The sequence below is a fragment of the Rhodococcus sp. T9N genome (assembly GCF_024436645.1).
Taxonomy (GTDB): Bacteria; Actinomycetota; Actinomycetes; order Mycobacteriales; family Mycobacteriaceae; genus Rhodococcus_F; species Rhodococcus_F qingshengii.
Map to the genome: position 1 here is coordinate 43,480 of NZ_JAMSKS010000006.1, position 17,637 is coordinate 61,116.

A 17,637-nucleotide genomic window follows, 5' to 3' on the forward strand; every position below is an offset into this window, starting at 1 on the left:
CCCTCTCCACTTGATCGGTTCGTCTGGGGATACCCGGAGTCCGTGATCTGAACCGGGTTTCGACGCGGTCAGCGCTGGGCACATTCCAAACACGATGGCGAGGAGTGAGGTTCGATGACAGAACAAATGCTGGTCGACGCAACCGTCGGACTCGGGTTCGAGCGGTACGTACAACGGGTGGCGGTCGGTGTGGGGGCCGGCATCGAGCAGTGGTGTTGCAGGCGCGAGCACCCTCTGGAGGCTTACATCGCATTGGACCGAACTGTGCCGCGTTTCCCCGGGCGCGAGGTGGCTTTGCTGTGGGAGGAGACGTGCGGTTGGGCCCTGGCCGTGGAGACCAGATCAGGGGAGGACCTCATCGTTCTCGGATATCTGGGCGAACACGCAGTGCCGACCCCGGACGCCGTCGCCGATTTTGCCGCGACACTGGGCACGCGCAGCCCACACTGGGTCATGAACAGACCATTGGCGGATTCGGACGAGACCGCGCGAGAACTGCGGAGCTACTCCGGAAGTGCTTACGCCTGAACAGTATCGAGGTCCGATCGGCTCAGTTGACTACATCCAGGATGGGATCGAGAACCGGAGTCGCTGCAGCCTCGACGGCCGGATCGTCCATGAGCTTGAAAACGATGTGACCACCGAGCGCGCCACCGACACCGACCGCGGTGAGCCCCAGCACCGACAGCACTCGCGCCAGCGCGAGTGAGTCCTTTCCGCGTAGCCTGTACGACGCCGCAAAAGTCCAGATCCCCACTGCATTCGACGCCGCGTGCACCAGCCCCACTCGGCGTGCGACGTCGCCACGTTCGGACCAGTCCAGCCATCCCGTCAGCAAAGCCGGCGGAGTCGAAACCAATCCGAGCCCGATCAGCCGTCGTGCAGTCTGCGGATCGCCTAGAACATCGAAGATCAACGAAGCCGTCCACGCGCCCGCGGGAATGGTCACGAGGGCAGGATGGATGGGATGCCCGACGGCGGCGCCGCGCAGAAGTGCCGCGACAGTGCGCGATCGGTCGGATCGCTCCGTGATCTCGAGGATTCTGCGCCTGAGGCCAGTGGACGGACCGTCCAGTCCGTGAGCGGATTCGATTCCGCGATAAAGAGTTCCGATGTCCATGTAATTCGGCTACCCGGCGTAGACGTCGGGAAACCTCGAGGCGGCAGTGTCTTGTCGACCGTCATGCTCCGGCGTACGGTCGAAACGAAAGAGATCCGACCGGAGGAGCGAACGATGAAGCTCAATCTCTTTGCAGCGTGGGCGTCGTATTTCCTGGTGCTGGCCACAGTGGTCTGCCTCGGCAGTTTTCTGGTGGCGGCAGGTTCAGGCCAGGGTGGTTGGGCATTGATCGCCGGCCTCGCCGGCGTCGCGTGCATCGGCCTCGCGGTAGCCCTGTACGCCAGTACTGTGCGTCACGATCACAAAGTGCACCGCGAATCCCCACACCTGTTCTGATCGGGCCTGCTTCTGATCAAGACTGTGCGAGTCGTGCCTTCTCCACCTCGATGTCGAAGTCGGCAGGGGGCCAGTCGAGATCGAGCTTTTCCAGAGCGTCGATCAGTAGCTCCGTGACCGCAATGCGGCTGTACCACTTCCGATCACACGGCACGACGTACCACGGCGCGTGCTCGGTCGACGTCTTGTCGAGCATTGCCTGATACGCCTGTTGATATGCAGGCCACAAACCGCGTTCGGTCACGTCGCCGGGGTTGTACTTCCAATACTTGTCCGGGCGGTCGAGACGTTCTTCGAGTCGCTTCTTCTGCTCGTCGAGCGAGACGAACATCGCGACTTTCACGATGGTGGTTCCGGCGTCGACGAGTTCCTTTTCGAACTGGTTGATCTCGTCGTAGCGCTTGCTCCAGACATCCTCCGGGACAAGATCGTGGACGCGCACTACCAGGACGTCCTCGTAGTGGGAGCGATCGAACACACCGAGATAGCCGCCGCGGGGGAGTTCCTTCTTGATCCGCCAAAGGTAGTGATGTTGCTTTTCCTCTTCGGTCGGGACGCCGAAGGCCGCGTGCTGAACTCCCGAAGGATCCACGTGACCGATCACGTGTCGGACCATGCCGCCCTTGCCTGCGGTGTCCATTCCTTGCAGGACCAGCAGGACTGAACGACTGTCCCCTGACCGGCCGTTGGCGTACAGCAACTCCTGCAGGTCGGACAGAACCGCGCCGCGCTCCTCGAGCAGACGTTCGCCGTCAGCTTTGTTTCCGGTGAATCCCGGAGTGCTGTTGCGATCGAGTTGATCGAGTTCGAACCCGGGCTCCGCCCGCAGGGTCTTGGCGGCCGGTGTTTCCCACAGCGAGTCTTGTGCCATGCCGAAAGAGTGCCACAGGATCGCGCCCGGCGGCTCGAAAGTTCGGTCTCGGGCGAGTCAGTCCTCGGCAGGCTTGACGAGGGGATGCGGAACCGACTTGAACTTGGCCGGTGATCCGTTGACCGCCGCTATGCCGGTGATGCCGCCCCACGTCATCATCGTGAGGTAGTCGATCAGCGATTCCGCGGACATCGACTTGTTGGAGATCCACCAGTGCGTCGCGAGCTGAATTCCGCCGACGATCCCGAACGCCCACGGCAGCGAACCGCCGGAATCCATCTCCATCTCGCGAAGACGATTGCCCAACACCGTGGAGAGCAATTCGGCGATCATGCGCTCGGAATCGGCAACGACGTCGCGGTTGGCGCCGGCGCCGTTGGCCATGACGTAGAGGTAGATGTCGGGGTCGGATGCCACCGTCTCGACGTATGCGGTGATGCTCGCCTGAGTGAGTTCGAAATCGTCGAGATCGCCACTGATCGCTTCGTAGATACGCGGCGACAGGATGGTCTCGACGTACCGCATCATCGTGGCGGTCGTGAGGTCGCTCTTGTCGGCGAAGTATCGGTAGAGCACGGTCTTGGAGACACCGATCTCGGACGCGATCTCGTCCATGCCGATCTCACGGCCGCGCGCGCGGATGGCGGCGATGGTGCCGTCGACGAGTTCCTCGCGGCGAGCGATCTTGTGCTCACGCCAACGACGCTTCCGACCGTCGGATTTCTCGGGCTTCGCATCAGCAACGACTGGGCCGTCTACCTGCTCGTTGTCCTGCACGGCATTCTTGGCCACGAGTCATCTCATATCTGTGGTGCGAGCCACGTCCGATCGGTCTACTTTCCGGTCCAGCTTAATGTCCGCGCCTTTATCTCGGGCACTCACATCCGCAGTTCGGGGGATTAGGTCCTGCAGAATCGGACTTCGTGTCGCTCGCGCTACGCCGCGTCACACCTTTCGGCACAATGGCGAGGGTGCAGCAACTGAGCCTCTCCGCCTTCGACGACGCCGCCAAGCGTCGGGACCTTCGCAAGATGAAGGTCTTCGCTACTGGCCTTCTGGGCTTCGCGACGGTGGTCTACATCTTCTGCCGGTGGCAGGAATCCCGCGGCGCCGGAGAGTGGGTCGGGTACGTCCGGGCCGCGTCCGAGGCAGGCATGGTCGGCGCGCTTGCCGACTGGTTTGCCGTCACCGCGCTCTTCCGTCATCCGATGGGCCTTCCCATCCCGCACACTGCCATCATCAAGCGTAAGAAAGACCAGCTCGGAGCCAGCCTGAGCTCATTCGTCGGTCAAAACTTCCTGGCTCCCGAGGTTGTGTCGGCCAAGGTGCAGCAGGCGCAGATTCCGCTCCGCCTCGGTACGTGGATGGCCGAACCTGCCAACGCCGCTCGCGTCGCCGCCGAGACGTCGACGGTCTTGCGCGGCATGGTCGAGGTTCTTCGCGACGAGGACATCGCCCAGATCATCGACAACACGATCGTGAAGCGTCTGGCCGAGCCCATGTGGGGACCGCCGATCGGCCGAGTGCTCGGTGAACTTCTCAAGGACAACAAGCAACTGCCGATCATCGAATTGCTTGCCGAGCGGGCACATCAGTGGGCTCTCGGCAGCCAGGAGACGATCGATCGTGTGATCGTTCGCGATTCGCCCGCGTGGTCGCCGAAGTTCGTCGACGCCATGCTGGGGGAGAAGATATACAAGGAACTCGTCGAGTTCACCTGGAAGGTCCGTTCCAACCCCGAACACGAGGTACGCCTCGCCGCCAACCGCTTCCTGATCGACTTCGCCGATGATCTGCAGAACGACCCGGAGACCATCAAGAAGGCCGAGGGGATCAAGGCCGAGATCATGGGTCGCGAGGAAGTGACGGGTCTGGCGTCGTCGACATGGCAGGTTGCCAAGCGGCTCATCATGGAGTCCGTCGACGATCCGAACAGCACCCTGCGGACCAAGGTCGCCGAGAACGTCGCCGGCTTCGGAGTCAGGCTGCGTGACGACGAGTCCATGCGTGAGAAGGTCGACGGCTGGCTGGTGCAGGGCACCAAGTACATCGCGGAGAACTACACCGACGAGATCACTGGAGTCATCAGTGACACCGTCGAGCGGTGGGACGCCGACGAAGCGAGCCAGAAGATCGAGTTGCAGGTCGGTCGAGATCTTCAGTTCATCCGTATCAACGGCACCGTTGTGGGCTCGATCGCCGGACTGCTGATCTACACGATTTCGACGCTCATCTTCGGCTGAGCTGTCCGGTATGTGACGTCCACCACGAGTGCTAGCAGTAGTGCTTGCAATAGTTAGCACCCTCTCCTATCCTGGGAAATGTCCACTGGAAAGGGAGGACGCAATGCCAGCGAAGTCGACGAACTCCGATGACGGAGATCGTGAATCATCCGGTGCCGCAGCCGGAGCAAGCGACTTGGCAGCTCGCGTCGTCAGCTCTGCGGCACACGACATCGGGGGGTTCATTCGTGCACAGCGGGAAGCCGCCCAAGTTTCGATGCGCCAACTCGCTCAACTCGCCGGCGTCAGCAATCCGTATCTGAGTCAGATCGAACGCGGATTGCGCAAACCGTCGGCGGACGTACTGGCGCAAATCGCCAAGGGCCTTCGAGTCTCATCAGAAGTGCTGTACGTCCAAGCGGGATATCTCGAGCAACGCCCGCACAGTCCCATCAGGGACGCGGTGTTGGCCGAGACGGCCATCAACGAACGGCAGAAGCAAGTACTGCTCGAAATCTACGACTCGTTCTGTCGCGAGAACGAGTCGTCAAGACCAGCCGCAGCGCCCGATTTCGCTGAATCGGCCGCAATTCCAGACACCGAGACTTCACTAGGAGAACAAGATGACTGACAAGAACGCCATCGACAGCGTCAAGACCTCGCTCTACGCCGCCGTCGGCGCAGGCGACCTGGTTGTCCAGGCCGTGGCCGATGTAGTTGCTCAGGTTCGTGAGCGCGCCGAGAACACCCAGGGCGATGTCAACGGCCGTGTCGACGGTGCTCGCGAGAAGCTCGCTTCCGTCCAGGGTGACGTTGCCGAGAGCGTCGATGCGCTGCGCGAGCGTCTCGCCGGCCTGCCGTCCGAGCTGCCCGAAGAGCTTGCCGAGCTGCGCGAGAAGTTCTCACCCGAGGAACTCCGCAAGGTCGCCGAGGCATACCTCAAGGTTGCCGGAGATCTGTACAACTCCCTCGCAGAACGTGGCGAAGACGCAGTCGAGCGCATCCGCAAGCAGCCCGCAGTCGAAGAAGGCATCGCTGCTGCAGAGTCGGCACTCGGCGACGCCGTCGAGCTGACCGAAGACGCACTCGGAACCGTTGCTCGTCAGACGCGCGCCGTAGGCGAGCAGGCTGCCAAGCTGGCCGGCCGCGCTGCCGGACGCATCTCCGACACCGCAGAAGAGGTCGGCGAGAAGATCTCTGACGCCGGTGAGAAGATCGCCGACGCAGGCGACGAGGCTGCACTGAAGGTCCTCGACCTCGGTGACCAGGCTGACGAGGCTTCCAAGGAAGCTGCCGCTCGCGTGACCGCTGCTGCTTCCGACGTCCAGGAGCGCGCGACCACCGCCGCGAAGAAGGCCGCTCCGGCCAAGGCTGCACCTGCCAAGGCTGCTCCGGCCAAGGCCACCGCACCGGCTCCGGCCAAGAAGGCTGCTCCGGCCAAGAAGGCCTGATTTGCCCAGCTCCACCTGACGAAGGCTCCCTCACTCAGCCGAGTGTGGGAGCCTTCGTGTTCGTCGGGAACCGGATGAGAACTTAGGATGTAGTTGTGACTCAAGTCGATGGGCTAGTCGGTCTGATCTTTCTCGCACTCAAAGTGCTCGCATTGGTGGGTGCTGTCTACGCGATCGTTCATGCCGTCAGGCAGCGTCCTGACGCTTTCACCGCGGTCAACAAATTGACCAAGCCGATCTGGCTGGGAATTCTGATCGTCGCGGCGTTGATCCTCTTGGCGACGTCCCCTGTCGGGCTCCTGGGCATCATCGCGGTCGTTGCAGTGTGCGTGTATCTCGTCGACGTTCGCCCGCGGGTGGACGACATTCAGCACGGCGGTTCTCGCTGGTAGTTTGCCGCACTCCCGCTCATTCCGAGCCGTGGTTCCCGGCTCATGGTGTGCTGCCCCACTCTTCTCTCCAACGCTGACAACGGGCGTTGTTCGAGTGATAGTGTCGGTTAACGGCAGTCACACATAGATTGCATCCGTCTGTCGTCAGCAGCAGTCAGGGGTAAATGCATGTCCAGTCGTTCGCGCACCACAGAGCTTCGAGTACTGGCAGGCGCCGTCGGAGTGGGAGCACTCGTCGCGGCCGTCGCTGGGATCCGTCATCGGCGATCCACGCGTGGGTTGACTCTTTCGAGCGACGTCGAGCCCAATGCACTCCTGAAGACTCCGACTCTCAAAGCTGACATCAGCGAACTGACCACCGACGACGGTGCGATCATCAATGTCCGGGCTTACGGTCCCGTCGACGGCGATCCGATCGTTCTCAGTCACGGCTGGACGTGCTCCACCGAATTCTGGTACCCGCAGGTCAATGCGCTTGCCGGCGAATATCGCGTCATCACCTACGATCAGCGCGGTCATGGCCGCAGCACCGTCGGCAATCTTCCGCTCGGCCCGGACGTCCTTGCCGACGATCTCTCTGCAGTGCTGGCGGCCACGGTTCGTGAGGACAAGAAGGCCGTCATCGTCGGTCACAGCATGGGCGGGATGAGTATCATCGCCTGGGCGGGTCGTCACCCCGACGAGGTCAAGAAGTACGCGTCGGCGGTCATGCTCGCGAGCACCGCGAGCGAAAGGTTGATCGCCGAGACCACGGTCATCCCACTGCCCAATCGTTTCCCTCGCGTGCCGGTCCCCGTGGGCCGCGCCATCCTCAGTTCGCCCGTTCCGTTCGTCTCCTCGGGCGCCATGACGAAGGCGATCCAGTACGTCTCGATGTCACCGAACGCGACCAAGGCCGAGATTCAGTTCTGCGAGAACATCGTTCGTGAGTGCAAGCCCCGCATCCGTGGAGGTTGGGGAGCAGCGCTGAGCACCCTCGACATTCACGAGGGACTCGACAATCTCGAAGTGCCGACCACCGTGCTCGTCGGTTCGCTCGATCGGCTCACTCCGCCGGTCCATGCGCGCAAGCTTGCGCAAGTCCTCGACGACGCCGGCAACCTCGAACGGCTGATCGTGTTGCCGGGCGTCGGTCACATGTCGTCGATCGAGAACATCGACGAGTTCGACAAGGAAATCGTGCGACTGCGCAATCTCTAGCGCAACGCAGCTCTAGCTGAAGACGACCGTCTTGCGCCCGTGGACCAGCACACGATCCTCGAGGTGCCAGCGCAGTCCGCGGGAGAGCACGAGCTTTTCGATGTCTCGACCCTGACGGACCATGTCGGCGACATCGTCGGCGTGGTCCACACGGATCACGTCCTGCTCGATGATCGGACCGGCATCGAGTTCGGCGGTCACGTAGTGGCAGGTGGCGCCGATCAACTTCACGCCGCGGGCGAACGCCTGGTGATAGGGGCGGGCACCGATGAACGACGGCAAGAAGCTGTGGTGGATGTTGATCGCGCGCCCGGCCCAGTGCTCGCACAGTGATTCGGGCAGCACCTGCATGAATCGGGCAAGCACCACGGCGTCGGGATTGTGAGCGTCGACCAGGGCGCGGACCTTCTCGAAGGACGGTCCCCGTTCTGCCGGGTCCTTGGCGAACGGAACATGGTGGAAGTCGATCCCGTGGCGCTCGGTGACACTGCGCAGATCTTCGTGGTTTCCGATGACGGCGCTGATTTCTGCGGGGAGTTCCCCGCCCGCGGCGCGGCCAAGGAGGTCATGCAAGCAGTGACCTTCCTTGCTCACGAGCAACACGATCTTCTTGGGTGCGCCGGAGTCGTGAAGAGTCCACTCGGTTTCCGGACCGATCTCGGCCGCAACAGCTTTGAACCGTTCACGAAGCTCGTCGATGCTCATGCTCACCGACGAGGCACGGACCGCCTGACGCGTGAAGAACCATCCGGTGTCGGCATCGGCGTGGTATGCGGCCTCCACGATCCATCCACCGACGTCGGTGAGAAAGGTCGAGATGCGTGCGACGATGCCCGTGGTGTCGGGGCAGCCGAGGGACAGAACATAGCGACGATCATCGATCGATGGTGCAGCGGTCATGCGGCCTAGTCTCTCAGGTGCGGCTGCAGCGACGGTCGCGTGGTGGTGTGCCAAGCTTTCCAACATGTCTGAAGCTGCACTCACTCGTTCCCAGGTTGCCGCGATGGTGGACCACACTCTCCTCAAACCCGAAGCCACCGCGGCCGATGTGACCGCCCTGATCGACGAAGCACGCAGCCTCGGTGTGCTGGCTGTCTGTGTCTCGCCGTCGATGTTGCCGATTCGCGCCGAGGGACTTGTGACGGCGGCCGTCGTCGGATTCCCGTCGGGGAAGCATCATTCGCTGGTCAAGGGTGCTGAAGCGCGACTGGCCGTCGATCAAGGCGCAGCCGAGATCGACATGGTCATCGACGTAGGAGCGGCGGTCGCCGGCGACTACAGCGCGGTGTTGGCCGATATCCTCACCGTCCGCGAGGCGATGGGGGAGAGTGCGATCCTCAAAGTGATCCTCGAAACCGCAGCGCTGTCCGACGAGGCCATCGTCGAATGTTGCCGCGCAGCTGTGCGTGCCGGAGCGAACTTCGTCAAGACCTCCACCGGCTTCCACCCCGCGGGTGGAGCGACGGTCGAGGCCGTCGCACTGATGGCGCAGACGGTCGGCCCGGGCGTGGGAGTCAAGGCCAGTGGCGGAATACGTACGACGCAGGCAGCGCTCGACATGATCGCGGCCGGCGCCACCCGCCTCGGACTATCCGGAAGTCGAGCAGTATTGGACGGTCTGGCCGACTAGGTCAGCAGGCCGCAGCTGTCCGGAACCGCCGAGGTGTTCTGGTTGTTCGCGTCGGCGACGGGCATGGCGTAAGCGCCGCCCTCCAACGAGATCTGGATAGCGTCGTCGGTGACGGTCAGCTTCGTGGGCTTCATGTCCAGCGGGTAGGTCTGCAGGCTGTCGGTGAGTGTCTGGACGATGCCGTCGACCAGATCGGTCGGCAGACCCAATCCGAGAATCTCGGCGCCGACGGTCTGGACGTCGACCACACCGTTGGTGACGGTGGGCTTGACCGTGAGCTTCGCGAGCCCGACCGGACCGACGTCGAACGCGAGTGTTCCGGCGCTCGAGTCGGCGGTGACGCCGGAGACGAGCCCGCCGAAGGTCTGTTCCTGCAAGGTGGCGAGAATGCCTGCGGTAGACCAGGTGACGTCGGCGCTGGAGCTGCCGATGGTGCCGCTGTTGCCCGCCGAGGGCTGCAAGTTGATGTCGTTCACCTTCGCGTGAACCTGCATTCCCGTTGCGGGGCCGAACGAAGAGTCGTCACTGTCGATGCTGATGTACGGCACCTTCTTGTCGACTGCCTGCAGGAGTACGGGCTTCCAGCTCAACCCGACGTCGACCTGGGATCCCAGTTCGCTCTGGAACTGATCGGCCATGCAGGTCTTCACCTGGTTGCGTACGTACAGTTCTCCACCGACGAGCGCCGCGACGAGTACGGCGATCACCACGAGAAGGATGATGAGCACTCGGTTGCGCGGACGAGGGTTGTTCGCTGCGACAGTCATTCGCCAGATTCTTCCCGACGAGTCTGAACGAACTCTGTGAATACGCACTTCCTCATTCCTGTGATGCGCGACACACTCGCCCGTAGTCTGTTCGAAACGGCGTTTTCGACGGTCACCGGAGGTGGTCATGGCTTCGGACTACGAATCACTCGAGCTGCTGGCGCTGCGACAGTGCGGATTTGTCACGGCTCTCCAGGCATCCGAACTGGGTTTCGGTCTGGCGTTGATGGAAGAAATGACGGAATCCGGAACATGGACATGTGAGTGTCGCGGACTTTTTCGCCTCGAACGCGTCAGACATACCGCCTTGGACGAGTTCGCGAAGTGGTGCACGTGGTTCGCCGGTAGCGCCACCGTCTCGCACTACAGTGCCGCAGATCTGCATGGCCTCGGGCACCTGCAACCTCGCTTCATCCACCTCTCCGTTGCGCACCCTCTCGCGGCGCCGACCCGCCAGGTAGCACTGCACCGACTGCCGCTCGCGGACGACGAGTGTGAACAGATCGGGCCCATCCGCATCACCACGCCTTTGCGCACCGTGCACGACCTCGCTTCCGGTGGAATCTCTCAAGTTCTGCTCAACGAAGTAGTCGCCGATGCGGTCGCGATAGGCCGACTGGACGCGCACGAGTTGTATCTCTCGTGTGAGAACGCGAGCGTCGACGTTGCTGTTCGGGTCGAGTTGGCTCTGGCCGCAAGCCTGTAGCCGAGAGAGATCTTCGAGGCTCCTGCGACCTTCTGGCATCACGCCCGAAATCGAATATGACGCCGATATCAGAGATTTGTAAATCGCTATTTTCGGGCGACTGTTTTGTCTTTAGCGCAGGTAAGAACGCATCCAGATGTGCGGTTCGGGACGTTCAGCCCACTGTTACTGCAGTTCGGCGATGTCGCCGATGAACTAAATCTGCGAAAAGCGTAGTTACTTTACAGTCAATGGGATAACGTCACGGCATCGAAAGCAGACGGACGCTTGTCCTGGACGCCTGTCTGCCCCGTTGTCGAGAGGGATCTGGATGTCCGTGAGTGGTGTTCGTCGTGTTGTCGGTGGGTTGAGTGTTTTTGCTGTTTCTGCGGGCTTCGCGGTGGTTGCGGGCGTCGGGGTTGCTGGTGCGGCTCCGGTGACGGCGGAGTTCAATTCCGACGGGTACAAGGTGACTCGGACGATCAGTAACGGGACGCCGTCCGAGGGTGATGTGATCACGTCGAAGACGGTGTTCAAGCGAACTGCCGCGGTTCACAATCTGTATGCGGTGCGCGATTTTCATCCGGCGTGTATGACGTATGTCGATGGTTCGGCGACGGTGAACGGTAGTGCGTTCCGTGTCAACGAGGTGGCTACTGATTCTGTTCGTTTGAGTGCGGGTGCTACGGAATGGCCGATGTGGGGCGGTGACGTCAAGACGTTCGAATTCCAGTATCGCGTCGGTGCGGATTGTGCTCGTGGTACTGATTTGTCGACGACGGTGCATTTCGACGGGACGGTGTTCGTTGACGACACGACGAATGGTCGTGGTCCGTCGATCAACGTTCAGAAGAACGTGTCGACGACCACCGTGTCACCGGTCAGTGGCGCTCAGGTGGGGCAGCCGGTGACGTTGAGTGCGACGGTGACCGGTGGTGCCGACGGTGATTCGGTGGAGTTCTTCGACGCCGGTTCCAAGATCGGTGCGGGCGCGCTCGCCAATGGTGTTGCAACACTTGCCTGGACACCGACGACCCGTGGAGACCACTCGATCACAGCGAAGTTCGCCGACACGGCGCGTGCCGTCGGTTCCGCTTCGGCAGCGCTGATCGTGAACGTTTCGCAGGCCGATGCTCAGTCCAGTACGACGCTGGCGCCGATCTCGGGCGCGCAGGTCGGCAAGTCGACCAATCTCAAAGCGACTGTGTCCGCGTCGGGCACCGGTGGAACGGTCACGTTCAAGGTCGGCGGAACGGTGCTCGCTTCGGTGCCGGTGGCAGGCAACGGTGAAGCGACCTATGCCTGGGTTCCGACGGTCGCCGGTGCACAGACGGTGGAAGCCGTATTCGCCGGTCGATCCGGTGTCACCGGGTCGAGTACCACCGCGAATGTGACAGTCGCCGAACAGCCCGCCGGAACAACAAGCTCCACAACAGATCTCAGCGTAGTAGCGGGCCAGGTCGGCGTTGCCCAGACGATCTCCGCTCAAATCAGCCCCGCCAATGCGGGTGGCACAGTCACCTTCAAGGACGGCGAGACCGTCATCGGCACGGCCACGGTCGATTCATCCGGAAAGGCCAGCCTTTCGTGGAAGCCCGCAACTCAAGGGCAGCGAGTTGTCGCGGCGGAGTACTCGGGCGCCGGCACGGTGACGGCATCGTCCGATCAGGTCTCCGTCCAGATCGCCGCACCCGTCGACGGTGCAGAACCAGGCAACGGCACCGGTTCGCTCGGCAGCCTCGGCAACATCTTCGGCTCCTAGCCGCCGACACCTGGTGATGCCCCGCCCGCGTTCGGCGGTGGGGCATCACCCATTTCGCTCACTTCTCGAGAAGGAAAAGCTATGTCTGTAGGTTCTGCACGCCGTGCAGTTGCAGGTTTGAGTGTGTTTGCTGTTGCTGCGGGTTTCGCGGTGGTTGCGGGTGTCGGGGTTGCTGGTGCGGCTCCGGTGACGGCGGAGTTCAATTCCGACGGGTACAAGGTGACTCGGACGATCAGTAACGGGACGCCGTCCGAGGGTGATGTGATCACGTCGAAGACGGTGTTCAAGCGAACTGCCGCGGTTCACAATCTGTATGCGGTGCGCGATTTTCATCCGGCGTGTATGACGTATGTCGATGGTTCGGCGACGGTGAACGGTAGTGCGTTCCGTGTCAACGAGGTGGCTACTGATTCTGTTCGTTTGAGTGCGGGTGCTACGGAATGGCCGATGTGGGGTGGTGACGTCAAGACGTTCGAATTCCAGTATCGCGTCGGTGCGGATTGTGCTCGTGGTACTGATTTGTCGACGACGGTGCATTTCGACGGGACGGTGTTCGTTGACGACACGACGAATGGTCGTGGTCCGTCGATCAACGTTCAGAAGAACGTCTCGACGACGACGCTGTCACCGACCAGTGGCGTGAAGTTGGGACAACTTGTTCCGCTGAGCGCGACGGTGACCGGTGGTGCCGACGGTGATTCGGTGGAGTTCTTCGACGGTGCCACCAAGATCGGTGCGGGCGCGCTCGCCAATGGTGTTGCAACGCTTGCCTGGACACCGGCTGACGTCCGAACCCACAGCGTGACGGCCAAGTATCTCGGTAATGCAAAGGTGGCGACCTCCACGTCGTCGGCTGTCGACGTCGTAGTGTCCGAAGCGGACAAGAGCACTGCAACCGCGATCACCGGTCCCGCAAGTGCAGTTGCAGGTGAGTCCGTGACCGTCGAGGCTACGGTGTCGCCCACTCCGGCGGGTGGCACGGTGCAGTTCAAGGACGGTGCAACCGACCTCGGCGGCGCCGTTCCCGTCGATGCCAACGGCAAGGCTTCGCTGACGAATTCCTATGCAGTCGGAGCGCATTCGATCGTGGCGGTGTACTCCGGTTCCGGTGTCTACCAGACTTCGACGTCGGCGCCACATGCGTTGACAGTCGCTCCGGTGGTGGTCGAGGAGAACACAACGACTACCCTCGTCGGCCCGTCGACAGGTTCGACAGGGGAGGCCTTGTCGTTCACTGCCTCCGTCTCGACCGGTGCTGCAGGCGGAACCGTGCAGTTCAAGGAAGGTGGCAGGGATCTGGGATCCCCGGTTCCCGTGGACGCCTCGGGTAAGGCAACAACCACGCCGACCTTCAACGTGGCGGGTGAGTACAGCATCACCGCAGTGTTCTCGGGTTCGGGTAACTACCTGGGCTCGACATCGAACGCCCAGACCGTGAACGTCAAGGCGCCGGCTCCCACCGACCAGCAGACCCAGACGGTCTTGACCGTTCCGGCGGATGCAAAAACCGGTACGGCAGTTGGTCTGTCGGTAACCGTCACGCCGACGCCGGTGGGCGGCACAGTGCAGTTCAAGGACGGCTCGGGCAATCTCGGCTCGCCGGTGCCGGTCGTCGAGGGCAAGGCGTCGATCATGCACGAGTTCGCGAGCGTCGGCACGCATGACATCACGGCCGTGTACTCGGGTGCCGCGGGATTCCTCACCTCTACCTCGGCTGCTCAGTCGGTTTCGGTCACGGCTCCGGCCGCGGAGGATCAGGAAACGTCCATCACCGTGAGCGCTCCGGCGTCAGCGGTCAAGGGCGCGAAGGTCGATCTTGTTGCGGCAGTGGTACCTACGCTCAGCGCAGGAACGGTTCAGTTCATGGACGGAACCACCCCGATCGGTGGACCAGTTGCGGTGGTGAACGGTAAGGCCACGCTCTCGCACACCTTCACTGAACTCGGAGATCGCCGAATCACCGCGGTGTTCAGTGGAACTGACGGCTATCTCGGTTCCGAGACCCAGGCCGCAGTCACCGTCAAGGTGACGGCAGCGTCCGACGGCGGCGATCCGGGCAACGGCGGCAGTTCGACCGGTTCACTGGGAAGCCTGGAAAACATCTTCGGGTCCTAGCCCGACGCCTGCACACGGACGCCTCGCTGCGGAGAACACCTCCGCGGCGGGGCGTTTCCCGTCTGTGAGTTCAGGGATTCGGCGCTACGACGTGCCAGGGCACGGTCAGGATGCAGTCACGAAGACGTCGCCGCGCGGGTTGCACGGGAATTCCTTGCGCCCGAAGTATTTCCAATGCGGCAGCCCAACGATGGCGAGGTCCGAACGAGGCGTGCGGCGCGGCGGTGGCCCAGGCTCGATCGGCCGCGCTGAGCAACGCGTGGATCGGCTCACCGGGAACGTTGCGGTGGATGAGAGCCTTCGGGAGACGTTCCGCGATGTCGGAAGGGCGCTCGATGTCGAAGGGATCCCAGGCCAGTGTCAGGGTCAATGGACGATCAGCGTCGAGAAGCACCCAGGCGCAACGTCTCCCGAGTTCGTCGCAGGTTCCGTCGAGTAGCAGCCCGCCCGGCGCGAGACCGGACTGAATGTGTGCCCACGCAGAGTCCACAGCCTCCTCCGGATACTGCCGGAGCACGTTGAAGGCGCGTACGAAGACGGGTGTGAGACCGGCAAGTTCGAATCCACCACGGGCGAAGCTGACACCGTCACGACTCTCGACCACGCGGGCGGGGTCGATCTCGAGCCCGATGACGCGTCGATCCCGCCGGACAGCGGTGAGGCGGCTTGCCATCTCGAAGGTGGTGTCCGGCCTCGCCCCGTACCCGAGGTCGACGATCAACGGATCGGTCGCGTTGTTCAGGGCGTGCGCGATAGTGCGGTTGTGCACGATCCACCGGTCACTACGTCGCAGTCTGTTGATTCCCGTCGTGCCACGGGTGATGACCCCCTCGATCTTCGGGGGTGGAGCTTTCTTCACGCCGGGTTCAGCGTGCGGCGAGCCAGGTCGCGGTGACCTGGGCTTCGGTGCGGAACAGATCTACGAGGTTGATGAGCATCAGTTGCTCCAACTTCGCGCCGATGAACGGTATGAAGACCTTGGCCTCGGACGTGGTTCGCAGCGTGGACCCGGTATCGGTCGCGAACAACTCCATGGTGCCGGACAAACTCCCCGGCCCGGCCGGGATGGACGCTTCGTACGTTCCGGTCACGGTGTCACCGAAGGCGCCGTACGACTCCTTACGAGTGATGACAAGATCCTTCTTCATCACTGTCTGAGCGATGTCGGGCAAATCCGTGCGCGGAAGAATGTGGTGGAGCACGAGATCGATTCCGGAATCGGTGACCTCGAAATGTTCCACATGGTTCTCGGAATGCTTGCGCATCTCCTCGACACGGGCCTCCCAGTACGAGCGGTCCGCCAGCGCCGCATAGACCTGCTCGGGGGAGTGCTGATAGCGGGCGGAGTAGTCGATGCGGCGAGCCATGATCGAAAAGAATACCGGTTACACGCTGTGACAAGCCAAATCGGCTGTATCCACAACTGCCGCCGCCCGCAGGGTTTTACTTCGCGATCCACTCCCGGGTGAAGTCCTGTTCGGCCTGGATGAGCCGGACAACCTCGTCGACAATCGCACTTTCGATCTTTCCGCCGAGGAACGGGATCTTGACCTCGACCTCACCGTCGATCTCGAGAGTGGCGGAGTTCTCGTCACCTGTCAGCACCTGCGTGCCCTCGACACGGGCGGGAACGCCGTCGACGTGGGCGGAGAAGGTGCCGGTGGCCTTGCCGTCCTTGAAAGGCGCCATCGTTTCACTGCGCTTGATGACGATGTCGCCGTTGACGACTTTCGACACCATGCTGGGGAGATGCTCTGCGGCAATGATCTGCGACATCGTGACCGCGACGGTCTCGTCGCGAACGGTCAGCTCTTCGATCGTTGCGCCGGGACCACCGACAGCGACGATTCGGTCGCGCCAGTACTGCTCGGAGGTCACCGCCTCATGGACCTTCTCGGCGGGGACTGTGTACTTCGACGAATGCTCGATGCGACGGCTCACGATTGTGGAGGCTACCGTTTATCGATGTGTGGGACGTAACCATTGGCAGACGCGTCGTGGAATCAGGCGCTTTCGTGTCCGAGAACGTTGACTTGTCGGGATTGACGACGCTCCGAATCGGGGGACCGGCGCGGCTGCTCGCCGAATGTCCGACGACGCAGTCGTTGATCGACGTCGTGACGCTGCTCGATCGCGAGCAGATCCCGACGCTGATTCTCGCCGGCGGATCCAATCTCGTGATCTCCGACTCGGGATTCGACGGAGTTGTCGTTCGTGTGGCCAACACCACCGTGAGCCTCGACACGGACCGCGTCGTCGCCGAAGCGGGCGCGGTGTGGGACGAAGTAGTCGGTCAATCGGTCGCCGCGGAACTGGGTGGCCTCGAGTGCCTGTCCGGGATTCCGGGCTCGACCGGTGCGACGCCGGTGCAGAATGTCGGCGCGTACGGCGTCGAGGTGGGCTCGCGGCTCCGGCAGGTTCAATTGCTCGACCGACGCAGTGGCGAAGTGTCGTGGGTCGAACCGTCGAAACTCGAATTGGGTTACCGGTCGAGCGTTCTCAAGCATTCCGATGCAGCAGTGGTTCTCGCCGTCGAATTCGATGCGTCGACCGACGGACTGAGTGCCCCGCTCGCGTACCGCGAACTGTTCACCGCACTCGGGGCCGAAGAAGGCGAGCGGTTACCTGCGTCGCAGGTCCGCGAGGCAGTTCTGGGTCTTCGGACGGGTAAGGCGATGGTGCTCGATCCGTACGACCACGACACTTGGAGCGCGGGTTCCTTCTTCACCAACCCCGTGGTGCCGGACGACAAGCTGCCCGCTGTGCTCGGAGCAATAACCGAACAGCTCGGAGACGTCACCGTGCCGCAGTTCCCGGGCAGTGGTGGAACCAAGCTCTCGGCCGGATGGTTGATCGAACGGGCCGGATTCTCGAAGGGTTATCCCGGTGAAGATGCACCGGCCAGGCTGTCGACGAAACACACCTTGGCGTTGACCAACAGAGGGTCGGCAACGAGCGCGGATGTGGTCTCGCTCGCGCGGACAGTGCGCGACGGCGTCGAAGCCGCGTTCGGTGTCCACCTGGAACCGGAACCGGTAACTGTGGGCTGCACCATCTGATTCCTGACGGAGCCCGCAGGTAGCCTG

General features: G+C 62.5%; 20 protein-coding genes. 12 read left to right on the top strand and 8 right to left on the bottom strand.

All coding sequences use genetic code 11. From position 1 onward, the window contains the following. Nucleotides 1-114 precede the first annotated feature (114 nt). Nucleotides 115-528: a DUF6292 family protein gene (locus M1L53_RS12425; protein WP_003941464.1), complete on the top strand. Its 414-nt coding sequence runs from the start codon at nucleotides 115-117 to the stop codon at nucleotides 526-528. 22 nt (nucleotides 529-550) lie between these two features. Here M1L53_RS12425 and M1L53_RS12430 read toward each other — a convergent pair whose 3' ends face one another. Continuing rightward, nucleotides 551-1,120, bottom strand: coding sequence for a DUF2231 domain-containing protein (locus M1L53_RS12430; RefSeq protein ID WP_054186880.1), 570 nt, complete (start codon nucleotides 1,118-1,120; stop codon nucleotides 551-553). Between the two features lie 114 nt (nucleotides 1,121-1,234). On the opposite strand from M1L53_RS12430, the gene M1L53_RS12435 reads away from it, so the two are divergent. Next, nucleotides 1,235-1,456, top strand: a complete 222-nt coding sequence (locus M1L53_RS12435; protein WP_039973486.1) for a hypothetical protein — start codon at nucleotides 1,235-1,237, stop codon at nucleotides 1,454-1,456. Nucleotides 1,457-1,472: 16 nt separating this feature from the next. Here M1L53_RS12435 and M1L53_RS12440 read toward each other — a convergent pair whose 3' ends face one another. Continuing rightward, nucleotides 1,473-2,327, bottom strand: coding sequence for a polyphosphate kinase 2 family protein (locus tag M1L53_RS12440; RefSeq protein ID WP_047268875.1), 855 nt, complete (start codon nucleotides 2,325-2,327; stop codon nucleotides 1,473-1,475). 57 nt (nucleotides 2,328-2,384) lie between these two features. Continuing rightward, on the bottom strand, nucleotides 2,385-3,119 hold the full coding sequence (locus tag M1L53_RS12445) for a TetR/AcrR family transcriptional regulator (protein ID WP_003941527.1): 735 nt from the start codon (nucleotides 3,117-3,119) through the stop codon (nucleotides 2,385-2,387). A 170-nt stretch (nucleotides 3,120-3,289) separates the two neighbouring features. Here M1L53_RS12445 and M1L53_RS12450 point away from each other — a divergent pair, with 170 nt between their 5' ends. The 5 genes from M1L53_RS12450 (at nucleotide 3,290) to M1L53_RS12470 (ending at nucleotide 7,592) form a co-directional block, all read left to right on the top strand. Further along, the gene (locus M1L53_RS12450; protein ID WP_020968906.1) at nucleotides 3,290-4,570 is read left to right on the top strand and encodes a DUF445 domain-containing protein; all 1,281 of its coding nucleotides are present in this window, start codon (nucleotides 3,290-3,292) and stop codon (nucleotides 4,568-4,570) included. Nucleotides 4,571-4,673: 103 nt separating this feature from the next. Then, a complete protein-coding gene (locus M1L53_RS12455; RefSeq protein WP_003941483.1) occupies nucleotides 4,674-5,180 on the top strand; it encodes a helix-turn-helix domain-containing protein in 507 nt (168 codons plus the stop codon). Continuing rightward, complete coding sequence (locus tag M1L53_RS12460) at nucleotides 5,173-6,000, top strand: heparin-binding hemagglutinin (RefSeq protein WP_003941552.1); 828 nt, start codon at nucleotides 5,173-5,175, stop codon at nucleotides 5,998-6,000. The genes M1L53_RS12455 and M1L53_RS12460 overlap by 8 nt, the downstream gene beginning before the upstream one ends. Before the next feature lie 95 nt (nucleotides 6,001-6,095). Then, on the top strand, nucleotides 6,096-6,392 hold the full coding sequence (locus M1L53_RS12465; RefSeq protein WP_003941505.1) for a DUF2516 family protein: 297 nt from the start codon (nucleotides 6,096-6,098) through the stop codon (nucleotides 6,390-6,392). Between the two features lie 168 nt (nucleotides 6,393-6,560). Further along, complete coding sequence (locus tag M1L53_RS12470) at nucleotides 6,561-7,592, top strand: alpha/beta fold hydrolase (RefSeq protein WP_021333908.1); 1,032 nt, start codon at nucleotides 6,561-6,563, stop codon at nucleotides 7,590-7,592. 12 nt (nucleotides 7,593-7,604) lie between these two features. Here M1L53_RS12470 and purU read toward each other — a convergent pair whose 3' ends face one another. After that, nucleotides 7,605-8,492 carry a formyltetrahydrofolate deformylase gene (gene purU / locus M1L53_RS12475; RefSeq protein WP_003941509.1) on the bottom strand — a complete coding sequence of 296 codons (888 nt, stop codon included), beginning with the start codon at nucleotides 8,490-8,492 and terminating at the stop codon, nucleotides 7,605-7,607. Nucleotides 8,493-8,556: 64 nt separating this feature from the next. Between purU and deoC the strand changes: the two genes are divergently transcribed. Next, nucleotides 8,557-9,222 (top strand): deoxyribose-phosphate aldolase, encoded by a 666-nt coding sequence (gene deoC, locus M1L53_RS12480; RefSeq protein WP_047268935.1) that lies wholly within the window; start codon nucleotides 8,557-8,559, stop codon nucleotides 9,220-9,222. Here the strand turns inward: deoC and M1L53_RS12485 are convergent. Beyond that, entirely contained in the window at nucleotides 9,219-9,989 is a 771-nt protein-coding gene (locus M1L53_RS12485; RefSeq protein ID WP_007735358.1) for a DUF2993 domain-containing protein, read from the bottom strand. The genes deoC and M1L53_RS12485 overlap by 4 nt on opposite strands. Nucleotides 9,990-10,116: 127 nt before the next feature. Here M1L53_RS12485 and M1L53_RS12490 point away from each other — a divergent pair, with 127 nt between their 5' ends. From M1L53_RS12490 to M1L53_RS12500, 3 genes are all read left to right on the top strand, one after another. Then, nucleotides 10,117-10,695: a hypothetical protein gene (locus M1L53_RS12490; protein WP_003941523.1), complete on the top strand. Its 579-nt coding sequence runs from the start codon at nucleotides 10,117-10,119 to the stop codon at nucleotides 10,693-10,695. Between the two features lie 310 nt (nucleotides 10,696-11,005). Next, nucleotides 11,006-12,436, top strand: a complete 1,431-nt coding sequence (locus tag M1L53_RS12495; protein ID WP_228232514.1) for an Ig-like domain-containing protein — start codon at nucleotides 11,006-11,008, stop codon at nucleotides 12,434-12,436. Nucleotides 12,437-12,517: 81 nt separating this feature from the next. Beyond that, nucleotides 12,518-14,551 (top strand): Ig-like domain-containing protein, encoded by a 2,034-nt coding sequence (locus M1L53_RS12500; protein ID WP_102999329.1) that lies wholly within the window; start codon nucleotides 12,518-12,520, stop codon nucleotides 14,549-14,551. A gap of 70 nt (nucleotides 14,552-14,621) precedes the next feature. Here M1L53_RS12500 and M1L53_RS12505 read toward each other — a convergent pair whose 3' ends face one another. The 3 genes from M1L53_RS12505 to M1L53_RS12515 form a co-directional block, all read right to left on the bottom strand. Further along, nucleotides 14,622-15,410, bottom strand: coding sequence for a hypothetical protein (locus M1L53_RS12505; RefSeq protein WP_007735354.1), 789 nt, complete (start codon nucleotides 15,408-15,410; stop codon nucleotides 14,622-14,624). Nucleotides 15,411-15,417: 7 nt separating this feature from the next. Next, nucleotides 15,418-15,918 (bottom strand): DUF2505 domain-containing protein, encoded by a 501-nt coding sequence (locus tag M1L53_RS12510; protein ID WP_007735352.1) that lies wholly within the window; start codon nucleotides 15,916-15,918, stop codon nucleotides 15,418-15,420. 76 nt (nucleotides 15,919-15,994) lie between these two features. Further along, nucleotides 15,995-16,492 (bottom strand): DUF2505 domain-containing protein, encoded by a 498-nt coding sequence (locus M1L53_RS12515; protein ID WP_003942023.1) that lies wholly within the window; start codon nucleotides 16,490-16,492, stop codon nucleotides 15,995-15,997. Nucleotides 16,493-16,566: 74 nt separating this feature from the next. Between M1L53_RS12515 and M1L53_RS12520 the strand changes: the two genes are divergently transcribed. Beyond that, nucleotides 16,567-17,610 (top strand): UDP-N-acetylmuramate dehydrogenase, encoded by a 1,044-nt coding sequence (locus tag M1L53_RS12520; RefSeq protein ID WP_047268936.1) that lies wholly within the window; start codon nucleotides 16,567-16,569, stop codon nucleotides 17,608-17,610. Nucleotides 17,611-17,637: the final 27 nt, after the last annotated feature.